The sequence below is a fragment of the Bradyrhizobium sp. T-1 genome (assembly GCF_053592855.1).
Genome location: NZ_CM132115.1, coordinates 6,543,416 through 6,561,218, shown reverse-complemented (window position 1 = coordinate 6,561,218; position 17,803 = coordinate 6,543,416). Strand labels below are relative to the sequence as shown.

At 58.9% G+C, this 17,803-nt stretch carries 16 protein-coding genes; 10 read left to right on the top strand and 6 right to left on the bottom strand.

Annotation, left to right across the window (positions count from 1 at the left end; genetic code table 11):
• The first annotated feature begins 400 nt into the window (after nt 1-400).
• Nucleotides 401-565, top strand: a complete 165-nt coding sequence (locus ACWAT4_RS31490) for a hypothetical protein (RefSeq protein WP_449728928.1) — start codon at nt 401-403, stop codon at nt 563-565.
• A 406-nt stretch (nt 566-971) separates the two neighbouring features.
• On the opposite strand, the gene ACWAT4_RS31485 is transcribed toward ACWAT4_RS31490, so the two are convergent.
• The gene (locus tag ACWAT4_RS31485; protein WP_449728927.1) at nt 972-1,865 is read right to left on the bottom strand and encodes a hypothetical protein; all 894 of its coding nucleotides are present in this window, start codon (nt 1,863-1,865) and stop codon (nt 972-974) included.
• A 277-nt stretch (nt 1,866-2,142) separates the two neighbouring features.
• Here ACWAT4_RS31485 and ACWAT4_RS31480 point away from each other — a divergent pair, with 277 nt between their 5' ends.
• From ACWAT4_RS31480 to ACWAT4_RS31460, 5 genes are all read left to right on the top strand, one after another.
• Entirely contained in the window at nt 2,143-3,570 is a 1,428-nt protein-coding gene (locus ACWAT4_RS31480) for a restriction endonuclease (protein ID WP_449728926.1), read from the top strand.
• Nucleotides 3,571-3,675: 105 nt separating this feature from the next.
• Complete coding sequence (locus tag ACWAT4_RS31475) at nt 3,676-4,605, top strand: hypothetical protein (RefSeq protein ID WP_449728925.1); 930 nt, start codon at nt 3,676-3,678, stop codon at nt 4,603-4,605.
• A gap of 292 nt (nt 4,606-4,897) precedes the next feature.
• On the top strand, nt 4,898-5,890 hold the full coding sequence (locus ACWAT4_RS31470) for an AAA family ATPase (protein WP_449728924.1): 993 nt from the start codon (nt 4,898-4,900) through the stop codon (nt 5,888-5,890).
• A 6-nt stretch (nt 5,891-5,896) separates the two neighbouring features.
• Entirely contained in the window at nt 5,897-8,236 is a 2,340-nt protein-coding gene (locus ACWAT4_RS31465; protein WP_449728923.1) for a S8 family peptidase, read from the top strand.
• Between the two features lie 165 nt (nt 8,237-8,401).
• Complete coding sequence (locus ACWAT4_RS31460) at nt 8,402-9,475, top strand: hypothetical protein (RefSeq protein WP_449728922.1); 1,074 nt, start codon at nt 8,402-8,404, stop codon at nt 9,473-9,475.
• A 436-nt stretch (nt 9,476-9,911) separates the two neighbouring features.
• Here ACWAT4_RS31460 and ACWAT4_RS31455 read toward each other — a convergent pair whose 3' ends face one another.
• From ACWAT4_RS31455 to ACWAT4_RS31440, 4 genes are all read right to left on the bottom strand, one after another.
• Complete coding sequence (locus tag ACWAT4_RS31455; protein ID WP_449728921.1) at nt 9,912-12,482, bottom strand: CHAT domain-containing protein; 2,571 nt, start codon at nt 12,480-12,482, stop codon at nt 9,912-9,914.
• A 273-nt stretch (nt 12,483-12,755) separates the two neighbouring features.
• Complete coding sequence (locus ACWAT4_RS31450; RefSeq protein ID WP_449728920.1) at nt 12,756-13,481, bottom strand: SOS response-associated peptidase; 726 nt, start codon at nt 13,479-13,481, stop codon at nt 12,756-12,758.
• A gap of 3 nt (nt 13,482-13,484) precedes the next feature.
• A complete protein-coding gene (locus ACWAT4_RS31445) occupies nt 13,485-13,934 on the bottom strand; it encodes a hypothetical protein (protein WP_449728919.1) in 450 nt (149 codons plus the stop codon).
• A 46-nt stretch (nt 13,935-13,980) separates the two neighbouring features.
• Nucleotides 13,981-14,376, bottom strand: coding sequence for a hypothetical protein (locus tag ACWAT4_RS31440; protein ID WP_449728918.1), 396 nt, complete (start codon nt 14,374-14,376; stop codon nt 13,981-13,983).
• 144 nt (nt 14,377-14,520) lie between these two features.
• On the opposite strand from ACWAT4_RS31440, the gene ku reads away from it, so the two are divergent.
• On the top strand, nt 14,521-15,453 hold the full coding sequence (ku, locus tag ACWAT4_RS31435) for a non-homologous end joining protein Ku (RefSeq protein ID WP_449728917.1): 933 nt from the start codon (nt 14,521-14,523) through the stop codon (nt 15,451-15,453).
• A gap of 172 nt (nt 15,454-15,625) precedes the next feature.
• Nucleotides 15,626-16,240 (top strand): cell envelope biogenesis protein TolA, encoded by a 615-nt coding sequence (locus ACWAT4_RS31430; protein ID WP_262047326.1) that lies wholly within the window; start codon nt 15,626-15,628, stop codon nt 16,238-16,240.
• A 27-nt stretch (nt 16,241-16,267) separates the two neighbouring features.
• Here the strand turns inward: ACWAT4_RS31430 and ACWAT4_RS31425 are convergent, their stop codons facing one another.
• Nucleotides 16,268-16,531, bottom strand: coding sequence for a hypothetical protein (locus ACWAT4_RS31425; protein ID WP_449728916.1), 264 nt, complete (start codon nt 16,529-16,531; stop codon nt 16,268-16,270).
• A 158-nt stretch (nt 16,532-16,689) separates the two neighbouring features.
• Here ACWAT4_RS31425 and ACWAT4_RS31420 point away from each other — a divergent pair, with 158 nt between their 5' ends.
• Together ACWAT4_RS31420 and ACWAT4_RS31415 are read left to right on the top strand one after the other, a co-directional pair.
• Complete coding sequence (locus ACWAT4_RS31420) at nt 16,690-16,872, top strand: hypothetical protein (protein ID WP_085398880.1); 183 nt, start codon at nt 16,690-16,692, stop codon at nt 16,870-16,872.
• Nucleotides 16,873-17,408: 536 nt separating this feature from the next.
• Nucleotides 17,409-17,654 (top strand): hypothetical protein, encoded by a 246-nt coding sequence (locus ACWAT4_RS31415; protein WP_271611465.1) that lies wholly within the window; start codon nt 17,409-17,411, stop codon nt 17,652-17,654.
• Nucleotides 17,655-17,803: the final 149 nt, after the last annotated feature.

The window sequence follows — 17,803 nt, the reverse complement described above, 5'->3', positions numbered from 1 at the left end:
CCGATTTCGGGACAGTGATAGCGACGCCGGCATGGAATGACGGCGGGGACCGAAAGCGAGTGCAGTCGCGACACCGGTTAACAAGGCACCCACGCTTCGGGAAGTGATAGCGGTGCCGCGAAGCGGCAGCCCTTCGTGCGAGTGCCTCCGGCGAGCGACACATGTTGGCGTCACAGAGCGACGTAGCATATCCGCGTATGAACACGGCAATCGCTTTCTAATTATCAAGTGTGAATTTGTATGCGCACCGCGACGTGCCGCTACATCTGTTGCATCGCACAACAACTTGGCGGAGGTGCCGATGAGGACAATGGTAGGTACTGGAGGATGTACAGGAATAATTGCGGCAAACGATGAGGCGTTTGGACGTGGCTCGGACTGGCTCAGCAAGAGAGGTGCGATGGCCCTTTCGAAGCACCTCCAGGCCTATTGGCACCAGCGTGGTTACCCCGCTGCCCGTTTCTGGCCTGAACCTATCGATGAGCGCTTCTCCAAGATCGGCACTTACGAGATTTACCGGATCGCCTGCAACCTCATCAACGGCCTGCCGCCTTCATACCGCTAAGGAGGCAATAGGAACGGCCGGGGAAGCCCGCTTACCCGCCGGCCTCGCCATCAGCGATTTGACCTCGATGACGGCATGGTTCAGCCCCATGCTCCTGGGCCATGTACAAGAAGATGGGGTTTAGCGTAGCTCGCACCGAGCTGAGAAAGGATTGGATGGGCGTTCTTGTGGACTTCGCCGTTCAAGCGAAAGGGGCCCTCAGCGGGCCACCGCAAGCGCATCTGGTGATAGAGTTCATAACAGTAAACGCGCTCGCGATAGATCGGTCCGCCGCCATGGACCGGCAAGCGGAAACACTCAGGGCCAAATGCGCTGTGGCCGCGATCAGCACGTCGGACAGGTCATGCATGGAGCACTCTCAGTCCGAGCTTAGATGCTGAGTTGCGATCCGTACATCGCCCACATCTCATAAGCGTCGCTTGCGCCTCGATGCTTTTCGGTCCGGAATCGTGTCGATGTCGACTCTCTTGCGGGACTTTCCGCCGAGCTTGGTCCACATCTTCTTGCGCTTCTTAACGGCGAGCAGGGAGAGCCGCATCAGGTGCGCAACAGCCATCTCCGATCTGTCGTGGTCGAACAGGCGGTAGCAAATTTCGATGCCCCGCTTGGTGAGGCGCTTGTCTTCAAAGTGGTTTCGGGGGTGACCCGGGTCGTACTCGCCCTCAAGCCCGGTGCCCTTGAGCGCCAATTCAGCATTCACCTTTTTGATTGCGGCATTCCTCTCCTTGAGCTGCCGAACGATCTTGCGGTCGAGGCGCCTGATCTCGGCGAGGAACGTCTTCTCCGCCGCCCGAAACAGCAATGTATTCATGCTGAGCGTCGTGATGTAGTGATGCGTCAGGTACAAGTCATCGAAAAGCTTGTGATAGTGTTGAAAGCGCTTGACGGCATCGTAGTTGTATTTAGGGGCGTGTGGCCCAAAGGCAGCAAGGTCTCGCGCATATTGCGTGGGGCTGAGGTCGGCCAGCATATTGTGCATTTGATGCGCGATGAGATTGCGATAGTCGATGAGCTCGACGATCTCCTTCTTGTCCTGCGGTTTGATCGCCCCGTCCGCAATGAGCGCATTGAGGGCCTTGTCGACCGGGTTCTTCACGCATCGAGGAACACGCTCGACGTATCCCGTCTTATTGCGCGCGAGCCATTGGTCCGAGGTCTGGATACAGTCCAGCACTTCGCGCTTCAGTTCCTCGGCGTAGAACATGACGAGGACGATCTGCATCGCTCGGTATTTTAGGATGTTCTGCTCAAGGGCTGGCAGGGCTGCCCCAAGCGGATCGGTAAAACGCGGCTTGTGCATGACGATCGCAATAGTCCAATTCAAACGGTCCGGAGAAATTCTTGGCCAAATTCGGCTGCGTCCATAGGCCTTTCTAATGTGAGATTGGTCCAGAGGAAAAGCGGGACATCCCTCAGCGCAAGGAGAAGGCCGGCGAGGGCACACCTCCTTCCTAGTCGTTGACATTATTGGGGAGTTTCGACGACGGGGCTTCCCTGGGCAGCAGTTTGTTGTCGACAGCGGACCTTTCGCCGACCAAAATGGGAGCCCGACTTCCCCAACCCGAGCGTGTGCCGACGTGTCACGTGATCCTTGGCGACAATACGGATACAGGCTCGACTCGTACGAGGGCAGCCTTAAACGTCTGACATATGCGGGAGCGCTGAAGCCTCAAGATCAAAGCGACGATCTCGGATTTTTCACTGTTCGATCCCATCCCTCGGCCCTTAGCCTCGCCAGCGCATCGAGCATTCTCTACGAAAGCTCGTTGGGGCCACCTCACGGATACGCGCTGCTCGATCCCATTCCCGTGCCCGAGTTTCCAAAAGCCCCCGAACGTCCTGCGACACCGCCTGGGCAATACGATCACTATATTGTCGAACGCGCCGCCAAGGCTGAGGCTAAGGCGAAACAGTTGTTTGAGCAGTTCCTGGACCAGTACCAAAAGGAAGCCGAGCAACTCGGCCAGCTTAAGCAAGCTTGCCAACAAGGTGATGATGCGGCGCTGCGTTTGCTCATGTCGATCTCACATGTACGACACCATCTACATCCGTTGCTGATGCTTGCTTTCGACGTCGCGCTCGATCGTCAATCGCGCGTGATACTTGCGACCGTACGTGTGCCAGACTTCAAGCAACTTCCGATCGTGAAGCCAAAGGGAAGCAAATCGTGGAATCCCGATTGGACTACCGTGTCAGCTGCCGAGCGCAAACGCACAACAGAAACCCTGCTGTACGCGCTTTGCTTGCGCGCGGCCTATCTGGTTTCCATGTCAGACGCAGGCAATTGGTTCGACACTGTTGCCATCAACGTTGTTCAAAGCTGGTTCGATGCAGCGACCGGCACGCCGCAGGAAGGTGTGATCGCAAGCCTCCAGGCAGCGAAATCGGATGTTGTTGCGCTGAAGCTTCATCAAGTCGATGTGAAAGCCTGTTTCCGGCATCTCAAGGGCATTTCCACGCCATCCGTTGAAACCGTCGCACCTGTTCGACCGATCTTCGTACTGAACAAGGACGATGACCGCATTGTACCAAACAAGGATGTCGCGGACGCACTGGATGCCGAAACAAATCTAGCCTCCATGCCTTGGGAAGATTTCGAGCATCTTGTCAGCCAGTTATTCGAGTGGGAATTCGGCAAAAGCGGGATTGAAGTAAAGGTAACCCGCGCGTCTCGTGATCGGGGTGTTGACGCTATCATGTTCGACCCAGACCCCTTGCGCGGCGGGAAATATGTTCTTCAAGCAAAGCGCTACACGCGGCCTGTCGATGTTGCTGCTATTCGAGATCTCTATGGCACGGTGGTAAACGAGGGAGCTAATCGCGGCATCATCGTTACGACAAGCAGCTACGGACCGGACGCTTATGAATTTGCCAAGGACAAACCACTCTCACTCGTAGACGGCCAACACCTCATCGCAATGTTGCGAAAGCACGGTCGCAACTTTCGGATCAATCTCGTGGAAGCTAGGCAAGCGATGGAGAGCGAGACGCGGTCGGCGAGCTAGCAGCTGGCCGGACATTTCAGTGCAATGTAGGCTCCACGGTTGCAATATTTGTGATATACATCCTTTCATTGGGTCGGCGACAGCACGATTTGCAGAGATGATGATATGCCAAAGCCACTTTTCATCATCGGTGAGATAGGCAGCGCTGGGTATCGCAATGTGCGGGATGCCAAGGATGGCCCGTTATACTCGGCTCGCTTGCGCGCTGAATATTATTGGAGGTTCTTCGAATCTTACGCCGACAATGACTTTTTGACGGAGATGCCTGATAACTTCGATGCCCGGTATTGGGAAATGCACCTCGCGGCCTCCTTGATACTGAACGGATATGAGGTGACATGTCCCAAACCGGGGCCCGATGTCGGCATCATCTATCGAGGGCAACGCATCTGGTTCGAAGCCGTATCGCCTGGTCCTGGTGATCCCGGCAAGCCCGACTATGTCGAGGCGCCTAAGGAAGGTGAGGTGTATAACGTCCCGAATGAGAAAATGGCGTTGCGGTATCTCAACAGCATCTCCGAGAAGTACGAGCGCCAATACGCCAACTGGATCGAGAAGGGGCACATATCGAAGGCGGAAGTGTTCGTCATCGCACTGAATCCCCGGCGAATTCCATTCGATAGTGCCGACTCCAATCCACCCCGCATTCTTCAAGCGGCGTATACGCTCGGGCCCCAATATCTCACGCTGGAGAAAACGACCGCCCAGATCGTCGGATCCGGGTATCATTTTCGCGGGAGCATCAAGAAAGCGCCCAAAGCGGAACAAGCCGGGGAGGCGGCTAAACCCGGCACTGAAATCTCGACCGGAGTCTTTCAGGACGGGCAACACAATGGCCTCAGCGGGTTGCTTTGTTCGCGCGCGGAGATCGCCAATCACCGCGGCGAGCTGGACGGCGATTACCAACTCGCGCCAAACCCTCATGCCGACGTGCCGTTGCCGGCGACATTCCGGCTTCGCGGTACCTACTATGCGGTGGAGAAAAGTGACGACGGGTACAAAGTCACGCCACAAAAAAACGAGCTTCCGGCTTGAATGATCGCTGCGCGATTCATCCGAGCGATTAGAGGTGGCGCACAAATTCCCGATTCCCGGGCACAAACCGACTATTGCGGATTCTTGTTTTGTTCGCTATCTGTTGGGCCTGATGCATAAGCCCCTAGTACGCGCCGGCCCATGCCCACCGGCTCGGTCGAAGGCAGCTTGCTGAGCCGCTGCCGTCAGCCCGAATCTGGCTGTGGTTGACGTGGCTTTAACGGCTGAAAGGCATGGTGGGACCGGACGATCCAAACTATGTTTAACGGCAAGCTAGACAAGTGGACTGCTAATGGCTCGCGGCGAGTTGATGAAAAAGCTGTTGGCGAGTTACGGCCGGGACGACGAGTTCCGGGCGGTTGCCGAACAGATTATTCTTGAGGAGGAGCAGAAGAACAACCGCGTTCTGGCGCGGTCGCTCCGCCAAACCCTCGACCATAACTCGAACCGCGCAGCTCCCCCACGGGCGCTAGCACCGCTCATTCCGTTCCCGGACGCCGCCAACGACTTCGTCGAGCGCGTCGAGCCGGAGCACACCAAGGGCGACATTGTTCTCAGCAAGGCCAATATCCGGATCTTTTCCGGACTAATTCAGGAATTTCGCCGCGCCGATGACATCCGCCGCAGCGGACTGCCGGTGCGATCGAAGCTGCTGTTCTGTGGACCTCCGGGCTGCGGAAAGACTCTTTGCACCGAGATCTTCGCGGGCGAGCTCGGGCTTCCGTTGTTCGTGGTCAAGATCGACCGTCTGATCTCGTCTTACCTCGGCGAAACCGCGACCAACGTTCGCAAGATTTTCGAGTTCGCGCGCAAGCAGCCCTGCGTCCTTTTTCTCGACGAATTCGATGCCCTAGCGCGCTCGCGTGACGATACGAGCGAGCACAATGAGCTGCGGCGCGTGGTCAACAGCCTTTTGATCTTCATCGACCGGATCAAGCCGAAGGGCTTTTTGGTCGCGGCGACCAATCTCGACCAGTCTCTCGACCCTGCGGTCTGGCGTCGCTTCGACGAAGTCATCTGGTTCGAAAAGCCCGACCGGGAGATGATCGAGCATTTCCTTTCGTTGAAATTCAAGAATATCAAAACAGCTTTCGATCCGGTGTCCCACGTCGGTTCGCTCGAAGGCTATTCTTTCGCCGAGATCGAACGCATTTGCGTGCAGGCGATCAAGGCCGCCGTGATCGAGCGCCGCAAAGAAGTCCGTGAACCGGACTTCCGTTATGCCGTCGCTGATGAGATTCGACGGCGGTCTGGCGCCGCACGTCTGCAGCATTTGGAAGACTGATCCGGCGTGCCGCGCTACGACCACCTCCAGCTCCTGCGACTACCCGAGCGTCTCGAACGCCGGAAGCATGGAGGAGGTGGTGCCGCTCCTCAACGAGACGTAGGCGGACATAGCCGCAAGCTTCGGGCCGAGCTCGACACCGCGCTCGCCGAGCAGCAACGCCGTCGTCGCCCGGAGTTCGTCGATCCGTCGCTCATTCTGCGTGTTCGCATGACCGGAATGACGATGGAGGAAGACTGGGAGCGGCTTGGACTGACCCTTCTCGCCAGCGACGAAGACAAAACCCTGATCCTCTTCGCCTCGAATGAGGATCTGCAGGGTTTTCGTGATCGCCTGCAAGCCTATGCGCAGGGAACCCCGCCTGGACAAGCCGCTCCGTCCTACAACGGCTTCATCACCCGCATCGAAGAGATCGGCGCCGTTGAGCCCCGCGACCGTATTGGACTGCGATTACGCGAAGAAGGCCTGACGGTGCCCGAGGACTTCGATGCGGACCGAATCTTCGTTCTCGACCTCGAGCTATGGGACATCGGCCGGCGTGAACTCCGTACCCGAAAGCTTGAGCAAATCGCCGAGTACATTGATGCGCGGGGCGGCGAAGTGCTTGACCGCTATATTGGACCGTCGATTACGATGCTGCGCGCGCGCATGTTGGGCAGCGTGATACAAACTCTTCTCACGGTCGAAGGCGTTGCAGATCTCGATCTGCCGCCAGAACCTGATATCGCTACCGGCGAGGCGTTTGAGCTGACGATCGCCGATTTGCCGGAGATGGACGACCTGGGCAACGACGCGCCGGTCATTGGTATCATCGACAGCGGCGTCAACGATCATCCGTTGCTGGCGGGTGCCATCGTCGGTGCGATCGGAGTGCCGGAAAGGCTCGGCACGGCCGACGATCGGGGCCACGGCACGCGCGTTGCCGGCGTGTCGCTATTTGGCGATCTGCGCGATCAGATTGCTGTTGGTACGTTGGTACGAGCGGGGCGCATTGCTTCGGCCAAGGTCGTGAACGAACGTGGTCAGTTCGACGAGCGTCGTCTTGTTCCCTCCCAGATGCGCGAAGCCCTGACCACTCTCAATCAGCGTTTCGGTTGCCGACTCTTTGTCGTCGCGCTTGGTGATCCCAAGCGCACCTATGACGGAGGCAAGGTTGGGCCCTGGGCCGCGACGCTCGATGAACTCGCCCGCGAACTCGATTCCGTCATCATCGTGTCGGCCGGCAATCGCGCGCCGCGCAGCGGCAACCGCCTGGAACAGGCCGTGACGGAATATCCCGGCTATCTGCTCGAGCCGGCCAACCGTCTGTGTGAGCCTGCGGGCGCCATGAACGTTCTCACGGTCGGCGCGTTGGCGCACGGCGAGGGTCTTGGGCCCGATCTTGTCGAGCACGTTCATATCCGACCCATTACACGCGCGTTCGAGCCTGCGCCCTTTACGAGGATAGGACCCGGCATCGGCGGTTCCATCAAGCCGGATCTGGTCGATGTCGGTGGCACAATGGTATTCGATCCCGCAGTAGGGCGGCTGCGTCTGGGCGAAGACTTGCCGACGGCCGGCGTTCTCACGCTCCATCATCTATTTCTTGACCGATTGTTTACGGCGGGGTCTGGCACGTCCTATGCGGCCCCTCGCGTTGCCCACAAAGCAGCGCAGATTCTTGCGCGCTTTCCCCGTGCATCTGCAAACCTTGTCCGTGCGCTGCTAGCAGGCGCGGCGCGTATTCCGGATGAGGCCCAGCTCAGGCTTCAAACCCTCGGTGACGATGCCATCCGTTCAATCTGCGGCCATGGTGCTGTCGATCCAGAGCGAGCAGCCTATTCGGATGACCATCGCGTCGTGCTGTACGCCGAGGATGAACTGGCGCTCGACCACTTTGCGGTCTATCAGTTGCCGATCCCCGAACCGTTCCAGAGTGGCGGTCGTCGCAGCATCCGCGTGACGCTTGCCTTCGATCCCCCAGTTCGTCACACTCGCGCCGACTATGCTGGAATTGGCATGAATTTTCGTCTCGTGCGAGGATGTAGTCCGGATCTGATCTTCGAGCACTTCCGACGGAGAACTCAAGATGAGGGACGTCAGCCGGATATCGACAATCGGTTTGACTGCGACCTGAAGCCGGGCCCGCGCGAGCGCGAACGCGGAACTCTGCAAATGGCGAGCGTGACGTTTACGCGCGGCACCGAAGCCTATGGTGACAGCTATTATCTGGTCGTGCGTTGCGACGGCGGTTGGGCTGGAACGTTTGAAACGCAACAACGCTTTGCAATCGTGGTAGAACTGACCCATCAAGCAGAAGTGCAATTGTATGAGCGGCTGCGCGCTCGTGTCCGGCTCCAAGGTTGAGCAACGAGTGGAATGAATCGTTCGCCACTTTCGTCACGGATCCTGCTGCGCCACCGACGTCCGCCCGATCCAATTTCTCCGCGCGGCGCTTCACTTCCACCAACGCCGTGTCGCAGATCCGACCGTGCCGAGCGAATTATAGCTGATTGAACTTGAGGGCATGCGATGAAATGGGGAGACAACGCCCGAGATTTTGATACTGCACTGGCGGTGTGGCCACACTATCGCCCGCTGTTCGATAACTGGCTGATGCAGGAACTGGTGGAGCAGGGTGACAAGGCTTCGGTCTGGCGTGACCGCAGGGTGCCAACCGAGAATGGACGCGTGCGCGGCGACGTCTATCCGGATCGCGAGACCGCACTATCAGCTGCCGCCACGCTCAATCAGGCGCTCCACGACGCGCTCGCAGCGCGCGAGATGGATGCTGTGAGTAAACGTTCGCTCCAGCTTAAAGTCGCGAAGAACCTGCAATCCAAAGAACGCCTTCGCAACGAAGAGGAACTTATGCTCGCCGAGGCACGTCGCCGGCACGCCAGTGATCCGCGAGCAGACCCTTCCGCAATCGTGCTGCCTGCGGAGTCGGCTCCTTTCCGTCAGCAATTGAGCGAACAGCTTTCAGACATGCCCTATCTGAGGGTCGCGATCGTGACGGTCCGGGAGACGGACCGCAGTTGGCGCCGTTCCGTTCTTTATCTCTCGCACGACAATAAATGGTCAAAGCCTTACATTGCAGGTGAGCGATCCGCGGAAAAGGCCATGCGAGCACGAATCGCCAACGGCTTCGGCTACAGCGCCGACGACCATTGGGGAAAGACCAAAGCCAAGATCCGCCAGATCCTGTTGCCACGCGCCAACCAGTTGCTGCAACTCGCAAGCGTGCAGCGCCTGCTGGCGGAAGCATTGGCCAACGGCCAGAAGGTGCTGGTCTCGAACGGCATCGTCTTCTGGTACGAAGAAGAGGGCGGCATCGGTTGGCAGGTCAAACAGACCACGTCCACCAGAGAGTCCGAGGGAAGCACGTTGTGGGTTGAAGGCACAATCCGCTCGATCAACCACGGTCGATTGGTCATTTTGCCTTATATTAAGGAAAACGGCGAGGAGGTGCGCGGGCACACCAGGAATGGTCCGAATGACGGGAGAGCCAAACCGCGGCATCCCGATCACTACGTCGATATTCCGTTCGCGCAACTCGACAGCGACCTCATGATCGGTCTGCTCGGCGAATTGCCCTACGAGTAATTTGGTCGCCGCGGGCGCGGACGCCGTTTGAACCCCGATCTGTCACAGAGGAAGTCCCGCCGCTGCGGCAACAGAGTTTCCTGGCCAACGACGTCGAAGTGAAGGAAGTCGAGCGGACGGCAGAAGCGGAAGCCCGCGTCTGGATCGCTTCGGCAAAATCGCGAATGTGAAGTCGAACGTTGCATCGGGCGTCGCAATACACTGAGATATCATTACAATTTGCAAGTTCGAAACTCGCGCCTAGCTATCGTACCCTCCGTGCCGCTATGAAATCAGTCCACCTTGTCATCGACGGGTTGCTATTTCCGATGTGCGCATTACGCATTGGTCTGACGTCTCGATCGCGCTCGAATGCCGCTCAAGCGCACCGGGATATCGAGGCGGGTCATTGCGATGGATGAGCGCAGCGTGATGCCTGGTCACGTCGAGCTTGGCCTCAAACAAGGCTGTAGGTTTCGAAGCCCGAATGCAGGTACGGTTCGCTGAACATGCCGAACTCGGGAGCGGTTGCAATCCTCTGAATCGACTTCAGGCGGGCAATAGAGTCGGGCACCAATTCGAGAAATTGCTGCGCCTCGGTCTTGGTCAGGTCTCGCAATCGCACTGTTGCGCGCGATAGCGCCCGGGCCGGCGTGAGCCCTTCTGCAAGAGCGATCGCCGTTAAAGCAAGATGAAGGAAGCTCGCAGTATCGGAAGTTCGCCAAGCGGCAGCGCCCGCGACGGAACATCGATTCAGGAGAAGTAATGCGGGATAGCTTGCCACGTCGTGTGTCCGGAACTGGTGCTGATAGTTTCTGCTCAGACCCGATCCGGCGTGACAGGCGTTCAAGATGGCAAGTCGATAAGGGAGCCACGGAAACATGCTCTGAATGCCGTCGACGTTGATGCTATGTCGCGCAGACGGAGAGCCAAGAGACCCGAAGATCGGGTCCGTCAATCGTGAAATAGCCGTGCCATGAGTTGAGACCAGGAGCACATGTGAATCTCGCAATTCATCGAGTAGGCGATCCGTTTCGTTCGGCGTGAAAATGGCAAGATCTGCACCGACAAACAGAGATGACGCAACTTGCGCCTCATGTCTCGCTAAGAGTAGTTCGTCCCTATCGTCACGGATCGCGGACACGCGTGGTTCCTTCAAGGGCTGCGGAGTGGACTGACGATACAGCGCGGGAGCGACGCGCACCTCGAACCGGCCGGCCGTCATCGCTGCACGGATGCCATCATGCTCGATCGCGAGCATGGTCATTGGCAAGGCATTCAGCCCGTCCTGAAGATGAATGATGCCAGGACATTCTGATGCGGCGATTTCGTCGAATATCCCACTCAACTCGGGCAAAAGCCGATCGCGAAGTCGGCGAAGGGAAACCATAAAGCTGCTGCGGTCGGCTGTCCCCTCCTCGTAACTCGTTCTCGCGCTTACAAAGGATTTCAACTCCGCAAAGTCGAATGAAACGCGCCAATAGCGCGCATTGAACAGAACCCAGAGGGCCGCTCCTCCAGCGAAGGTGAGGGCAGTGATGCAATAGCCGTCCGCCAGTCGCTCGGCGAGCAGATCTGCTCTGGCAGTGGCTGTCGCCTTGGAGAAGGGAAGTGGAACTCCACTTCCCCTCAGTTGGCCCGCTAATTCTGTAAGTGTATCCCATGTCGGAGGATCGAAAGTCGGCTCCCAGGGATCGTCATACTTTTCTTTGAATCCAAAAAGAAAGGGGGCGCCTTGCTTGGCGATCCGACGCACCAGTGTGGGGATCGATCGCGCAGCGGGTGTGCAAAGTGTATCATCGTGCTCGATTGCGGTACTCCAGTCGAGGAGCGCCAACCAGTCCGCAATGACGCCGCCGTAGACGGCGGCGAGTGGGACGAGCACCTCGTCAGCCTGGCCCGCTTCAGGAAGCATGTGCAGAATGCCTTCGAAGCGCGCTACATAGCGTTCGCGAACGCCGCGCCGATAATGCAGGCGGTTGATCGGTGTAATCATTTCTTCAAAGCGAGTGATCGCGCGATTGAGGGCCTTTGAGGTCTCGGCCGTCGCCGCAGCGTCGGCCATCACGCGCGCCTGCACGAGTTCGAGCTCCAATAGGTGTTCGACAGGATGGTCAGGTGCGGCACATTCGTGAGCGAGGATCAGTGCATGTTGCGCGCCTGATATGTTCTTTAGTTTGCGCCGACACGCAGCTAGATTGACGTAAACTTGGAACTTAATCAGAGACTGTTCGGGCGTCAGCGCAGACAACACAGCCTCGAAATTGGCGCTGGCTTCCTCGAGCGCTCCGATGTTCATCAGCGCGGTGGCGGTATTCGAGCATAAGTCGGGAGGTGGGCGTTGCCCGAGCGCCGAGTAGGCCTCAATGGCCATCTTGCCAGTGTTTGCCGACCATTCGAAATCTCGTTCGTTGAAGGCGATAATCGACAACCGTTGGAGGACCCGTGCAAGCAACGAGGGTGAATTCATCTGGCGTGCGGCGGCTTCGGCATCGCCCGCTGCTCGATATGCTGCCTGGAATGCACCATGATGTGCGAAGAGCATGGCCGCTTCCAGGTAAGCTTCTGCCAGCTTTTCGAGCTCGTTCGCCCTAGCGTACACGTGAGTAGCAACGGCGAGCGCCTTCGGGACCAATTCCTTCGGTAGATCGTTGCTTAGTATCGTTTCGCGCACATCATCGGTCAGCTCAATCAAGTCGAGCATATGCTTTCCACTGGTGGCGAGCGAAATGAGGGCTTTCATGGCGTCGAGGCCGCGTGCGATATCGCCGTTCCCCATCCATATCCGGGCGCAGAGTTCAAGGAATAGAACCTCGTGGTCGCGCTCCTTGCGGCGAACAAATACTCCAACCGCCTCGTGGGCCAGTGATCCGGCGAGATTAGGCTTTTGCCCCGACAGGCGCATGATACGGTTATACAGATCGACCATCTCACCGGGGACGCTAGATTTCGCAAGATGTCTCTTCAATCGCTTCCCGAAGGCCGCAGGAACGATTGCATCAAAGTCGATCGCTTCTATCCATCCCATCGCATCCTCGGGGGCCTGTCGGACGGTCCGGAGACCGAATTGCTATCGACGGCCAGTACAAACTGGTACTGCTGCTCCCTCCACGCGAAGGGCACGTGAGCGTCGCTATTTCCTCGTCCGAAATCAACTATTCGAAATTATCACCTCGCTCGCGCTTGGAGCAGGAATTCCCTGCGCTTCCCTGATGGTGCGTGCTGGAACGAGAATGGTCGTGGATTGCATTGCGAGATGGGGCGTCGAACCGAAGGCTGAGGCTGGTCGTCTCCTCGTCGGTCACGTCGTTATCCCGGCCGTATCTTCCTTGACGCCGCGGGCGACGATCTGGAGCCGCCCGTTGACAAGGGGCCGCTGCAGCTTCAGGGCCTCGTCCGAAGGGGCGGTCATCCAGGTTTCTACCTCGTCCGTCGTAGTCAGGATCACCGGCATCGCCTTGGGATGGATGGCCCCGACCTCTGCATTCGGCTCCGTCGTGAGAAACGCATAGAGGTCGTTGGTGGTTTCGCCTTCCTTGACCTTCCTGACCGACGTCCAATTGGTCCAGATGCCAGCGAAACAGGCGAGGGGACGGGATTCGTCGAGGGCGAACCAGATATCACCGCCCTCGGCCTTGTTGAACTCGCTGAAGGAGTTGAACGGTACCAAGCAGCGATTTTCGGGTCCCAGCCATCTCGTCCAGTGCTTGCTCTTCACGTTGCGGATGTTCGTCGTGCCGCCGTCCGGCTCCATCCGTAGCAGTTCCTTGAAGTCGACCGTTTTGCCCTTGGCCTGCAGCTTCTCGGCGCGTTTCTTGGTCGCGTCCATCAACGCTTTTGACGACGACGGCATGCCCCAGCGCGCAGTGGTGAGTTCGCGGCCCTCGGCCCCATTGCGCACGATCGGCGCCTTGTAATCGGGAAAGACCCCCGGCATCGGCGCCAGATTACCAACGTATCGGTTCACGACGCGGAACAACGCGCTGATCGCGGCTTGGTTGGTCGTGATCGAGTAGAGATTGCACATCGGTCAGGCTTCGGTCCGAGGGTGGCGCGGCTGCCACGCCAGTTGTAGCAGAGTCGCGGAAGGACGCCGGCCCGCCTTGGCGCATTTGCGGCAGCGCAGCCGGCTGGCGAGATCGTGCACAAAGGTGGTCGGCGGATGCTTCATCGCCGCGAGATCAACGTCACTCGGCGTCTTGCAGCGCGCGCACATGATCGCCAGCCAAGGGAAGCCTCCATTCACCGCTTGGTCGAGGGTGGGCGACGGATCAATCGGTTCTCCATCTGACCACATGCGTTCATTCCAACTCTCGCATAGCAGCTTGTCCGCCTGCTGGATGAGCGCTTCCCCCTTCGCCCGCGTCTCCGCCGATCGGGCGGCCAGGATGTTGGCCATTGCCCGCGCCTTGCCGAGCTCTTTCGCCAGAGCCTTGCGGTCGCCGCCCGATAGGGGCGTGGGGTGATATTTCGGGGCCATCCGGACATCCACGCGCAAAGAGATCGGATCGGCGATCCGGAGCGGGCTACGGCGTCTCGAATGCCGGCCAGCGCCCGTCTTCTTCATGCCTGCCGGTGCGCTGCTGGCAGGTGTTGTCGAGCAGCCGCTGCGCGACGTCCTTCCAGATCGCGTTGCCGCCATACAATCGGACTGCATCGGCGGTCTGGATTTCCACGGTTCGCTCGCAGCGGCGGCAGGAGATTCGTAGGACGTGGCGTTGAATTTCCGAAAGGCGTCGCTGCCGCATTTGGACCTCTGTCGCGCCGGCGCGAGGGTCCTTGAGGACCGATTCCCAGTATTCGGCCGGGAGCGGCGCATCTGGACCCGCGGCGGGGGGAGCCGGCTTCCGGGCGGCTTCAGCGGCCAGTTTTTCCATCTGCTTCGGGGTCGGCATGCGCCAGCTCGCGGGTCGGTCGGTCATTCCGAATTAGAACATAAAGTGAACAAAAGTCGAGTCCGGCCGACGTGTCGCTGAGAAAAAATCATCGCGTTCGGATCGCCCCGGTGTCGGAACCAAGCTGGGCGGATCGTCTTGAATCCGGCATCAGTACCGGAGTTCCCCACCATGGCCCCCCGCGCTAACTGGAAAGGTTTCCTGCGCCTTTCTCTCGTCACCTGTCCGGTAGCGCTCTATCCGGCCACGTCGGAATCCGAAAAAGTCTCGTTCAACCAGCTCAATCGAAAGACCGGCCACCGCATCAAGTACGCCAAGGTTGACGCCGACACCGGTGAGGAGGTCGCCAACGAGGACATCGTCAAGGGCTACAAGGTCGATACCGACACCTTCATCGAGGTGACCAAGGAGGAGCTCGACAACGTCGCGCTGGAATCGACGCGAACCATCGAGATCGACGAGTTCGTCGACCGCAGCGAGATTGATCCGCGATATCTCATCCGGCCCTACTACCTGTGTCCTGACGGCAAGGTCGGTCACGACGCCTTCGCCGTCGTCCGTGAAACCATCCGTGAAATGAACAAGGTTGCTATCGGACGCGTGGTGCTGACCAATCGTGAGCACATTATCGCCCTCGAGCCCATGGACAAGGGCCTGATGGGAACGCTGCTGCGCTACCCCTACGAGGTGCGTTCTGCGGACGAGTATTTCGACGAGATCCAGGACGTCAAAGTCACCAAGGACATGCTTGATCTCGCCAGGCACATCGTCAATCAAAAGGCGGGTCACTTCGAGCCAAGCAAGTTCGAAGACCAGTATGAGACCGCCCTCATCGATCTCATCAACCAGAAGCGCGCCGGCAAGCCCATCACCGCGAAAGCGCGTCCTCGCGGCGAGAACGTGGTGGATCTGATGGACGCGCTGCGCAAGAGCATCGGAAGAGAAGCAGCGACGGCGGCCGAGGCGCCGAAAAAGTCAACCAAGAAGCCGCGCAAGGCGGCCGCCGGGCAGAAGGAAATGCTGATGCCGATTGCCGGCAAGAAACCGGCCAAGGAGGCTGCGGCGAAGAAGCTGGCGGCCAAACCGCAGCGGAAGTCGGCTTAAGGTATCCTTGCGGTGGGTTCACTGAAACCTCGCTCCGACACGTCGGATGCATCGAGATTTTTTCCGGGCTGGCCGCTCTGTGCGCCCGCTTTGGAAGTTTCTCTGCTCGCGAGGTAGACAGCACGGCTGATCGCATGGCAGCGGTCAGCGGGTCGGTGCGGGGAAGCGTCTCATGGCGAGAAAACTGAAGACCTACCAGACCTCGCTCGGCTTCTTCGATCTGGCGATTGCCGCTCCCTCCATGAAAGCGGCTCTGGAAGCGTGGGGCGCAGACAGCAATCTCTTCCACCAGGGCGCGGCGAAGGAAAGCGACGATCCGGACGTTATCGCAGCGGCCATGGCAAAGCCCGGCGTCGTTCTAAGGCGCCCGGTCGGAACCGACCGACCTTTCAGCGAGCATGCCGAGCTGCCCACCGATCTTGGCGACGGCGGACCAACGAAAGTCGCCCGCAAGTTGAAAGGCCCAAAGGCAAAGAACCTTTCCTCTCGCCCCGTCGACAAGGCTGCCGAACGAAAGGCCGCTCTCGCCTTCGAAAAGGAGCAGAAGCGGCGCCAGCTTGAACAGGCAAAGGAAGAGGCTGCCAGGCAGAAGGACCGTGAACGCCGTCAGCAGGCTGTCGACAAGGCGCAGGCTGCGCTGGACAAGGCTGAGCAAGAGCATGCGAAGCGGGCCGCCGCCATCCAGGCCGAGCTTGAGGCTCTCGAGAAGAGATCGCAGGTCGAAAAAGCCCGCTGGCATAAGGAGAAGGAGCAATTGGAAGCTACGCTGCGGCGCGCCCGGGGTTAGTTTCGGTCGTGCTCGGCGCCCGTCCTTCTAATCAGGAGGGCAATCTGGGCAGGTATCACCAATCGAGTTCAGCACGTCGTGAACTTCGGCCGCCGCTGCATCGGGGGAGACGCCTGCAGGCGGGTCTCCACGGGCGATATCGAAGGCCCGCTCCCTTGCATGCGGATCGGCGCGGTCCTGCATCCAGCCGTGTTCCTCGCACTCGCGGATGGCGCCCGCTTCCTGGAGAACGTGGATCGCCCACCCGCGCAGCGTCCGTATCGGCGGCCTTCGTTCACGCGTCATCAGCATCGAAATGGCTCCTGATAGGACGAATCGTTGTGTCCGCCATTCGTTCCGGCTGGCAGGATTTCGCAATGGCAGGAACTCAGGGTTTGGAGTGCTAGCGCAGTGTGGGCGACTCACGCTACCCATCATTCTCAACCACCTCACTGCACGATGGGAATGATATGGTTGCTGCCACCCGTGAACTGCCTGCTTCTGGTTATGCGCTTGAAGTAGACGGCCGACTGAAAGCCGAATTTGCAACTAGAGACGGCGCCAGGGCAGGTGGAGAAGAGCTCAAGAGACGTTTTCCCATGCTTCAGATCAGGATCTATGACGCGCAGACGAATGCGCGCGAGGAAATCTAGATCCTCCGACTCAAGTCTTCGCGCCCCTTCTTGCGCGCGTGCGGCTTCCGCCGCACCTGGCTCTCGTGAACCGAGCCGCTCCGCGTCTCGGCCATCCGGCTTCGATCCCTCGCGCGATCATGAGTCGCTCGCCGGAGGCACTCGCGTTAGGGGCCGCCGTCATTTCATGCCGGCGCCGCTATCACTGCCCCGAACGCGGGTGCCTTGTTAACCGGTCTCGCGACTGCACTCGGTCGCGGGTCCCGCCGTCATTTCATGCCGGCGTCGCTATCACTGCCCCGCGCCGGGTGCCTTTGCCTTCCCTTCGCTCCGCGCTCTTCGGGCTTCCATCACTTTTGCGAAAGAAGGCTGCGGTGCCGCGAAAACCATTCTTTCAGAGAATCGTGGCGTCACCGTCGCAGGAAGTGGCGGTATTGATGCTTCGCGCAAGAGCAGACCATGCCCTCGCCGGGCAGAAACGAAAAACCGGACCTTTATGCAGTAGCTAGCTGCACAAAGGGCCGGCCTTATGTTGCCTTGCCGCGCTAGAGAAACGGATGCAAAGGACATTTCAGATCCCTTGGACAGGTTCGCTTTGCGTCCGGGTTGCGGCGACCCGCAGGCGGCAATCTCTCAGTCGCGGATACGACTACTTCTTTTTCTTTGAAGTCTTCTTTGCCACCTTCTTGGTGGCTGCCTTGGCGGTCTTCTTTGCCTTCTTCGCTTTCTTGGCCATATCGTCCTCTCTAAAAAACTGGCTCAGTGAACATGCGCACGCCGTGAATCGACATCCGCAACATTGAGACGATATCACAAATGCAAAATTGATACCAACGAGTGGTGAGATCGCTCTTGAGTCGCTCGCCGGACTTTCATCCCTAACGCCAAGACGCGGCGCGACCGCAAATCCGGCTTGTCAAAGAGCGCGTCGCGTCACCGTCACTGAGAGTGA

Excerpts from the sequence above, each read along its gene's own strand:
- ACWAT4_RS31455 (WP_449728921.1), bottom strand. The coding sequence starts at position 12,482 with ATGGGATGGATAGAAGCGATCGACTTTGATGCAATCGTTCCTGCGGCC.
- ACWAT4_RS31425 (WP_449728916.1), bottom strand. The coding sequence starts at position 16,531 with ATGCTGATGACGCGTGAACGAAGGCCGCCGATACGGACGCTGCGCGGG.
- ACWAT4_RS31415 (WP_271611465.1), top strand. The coding sequence starts at position 17,409 with ATGCAAAGGACATTTCAGATCCCTTGGACAGGTTCGCTTTGCGTCCGG.
- ACWAT4_RS31440 (WP_449728918.1), bottom strand. The coding sequence starts at position 14,376 with ATGACCGACCGACCCGCGAGCTGGCGCATGCCGACCCCGAAGCAGATG.
- ACWAT4_RS31470 (WP_449728924.1), top strand. The coding sequence starts at position 4,898 with ATGGCTCGCGGCGAGTTGATGAAAAAGCTGTTGGCGAGTTACGGCCGG.
- ku (WP_449728917.1), top strand. The coding sequence starts at position 14,521 with ATGGCCCCCCGCGCTAACTGGAAAGGTTTCCTGCGCCTTTCTCTCGTC.
- ACWAT4_RS31485 (WP_449728927.1), bottom strand. The coding sequence starts at position 1,865 with ATGCACAAGCCGCGTTTTACCGATCCGCTTGGGGCAGCCCTGCCAGCC.
- ACWAT4_RS31490 (WP_449728928.1), top strand. The coding sequence starts at position 401 with ATGGCCCTTTCGAAGCACCTCCAGGCCTATTGGCACCAGCGTGGTTAC.
- ACWAT4_RS31430 (WP_262047326.1), top strand. The coding sequence starts at position 15,626 with ATGGCGAGAAAACTGAAGACCTACCAGACCTCGCTCGGCTTCTTCGAT.
- ACWAT4_RS31450 (WP_449728920.1), bottom strand. The coding sequence starts at position 13,481 with ATGTGCAATCTCTACTCGATCACGACCAACCAAGCCGCGATCAGCGCG.
- ACWAT4_RS31420 (WP_085398880.1), top strand. The coding sequence starts at position 16,690 with ATGGTTGCTGCCACCCGTGAACTGCCTGCTTCTGGTTATGCGCTTGAA.
- ACWAT4_RS31445 (WP_449728919.1), bottom strand. The coding sequence starts at position 13,934 with ATGGCCCCGAAATATCACCCCACGCCCCTATCGGGCGGCGACCGCAAG.
- ACWAT4_RS31475 (WP_449728925.1), top strand. The coding sequence starts at position 3,676 with ATGCCAAAGCCACTTTTCATCATCGGTGAGATAGGCAGCGCTGGGTAT.
- ACWAT4_RS31460 (WP_449728922.1), top strand. The coding sequence starts at position 8,402 with ATGAAATGGGGAGACAACGCCCGAGATTTTGATACTGCACTGGCGGTG.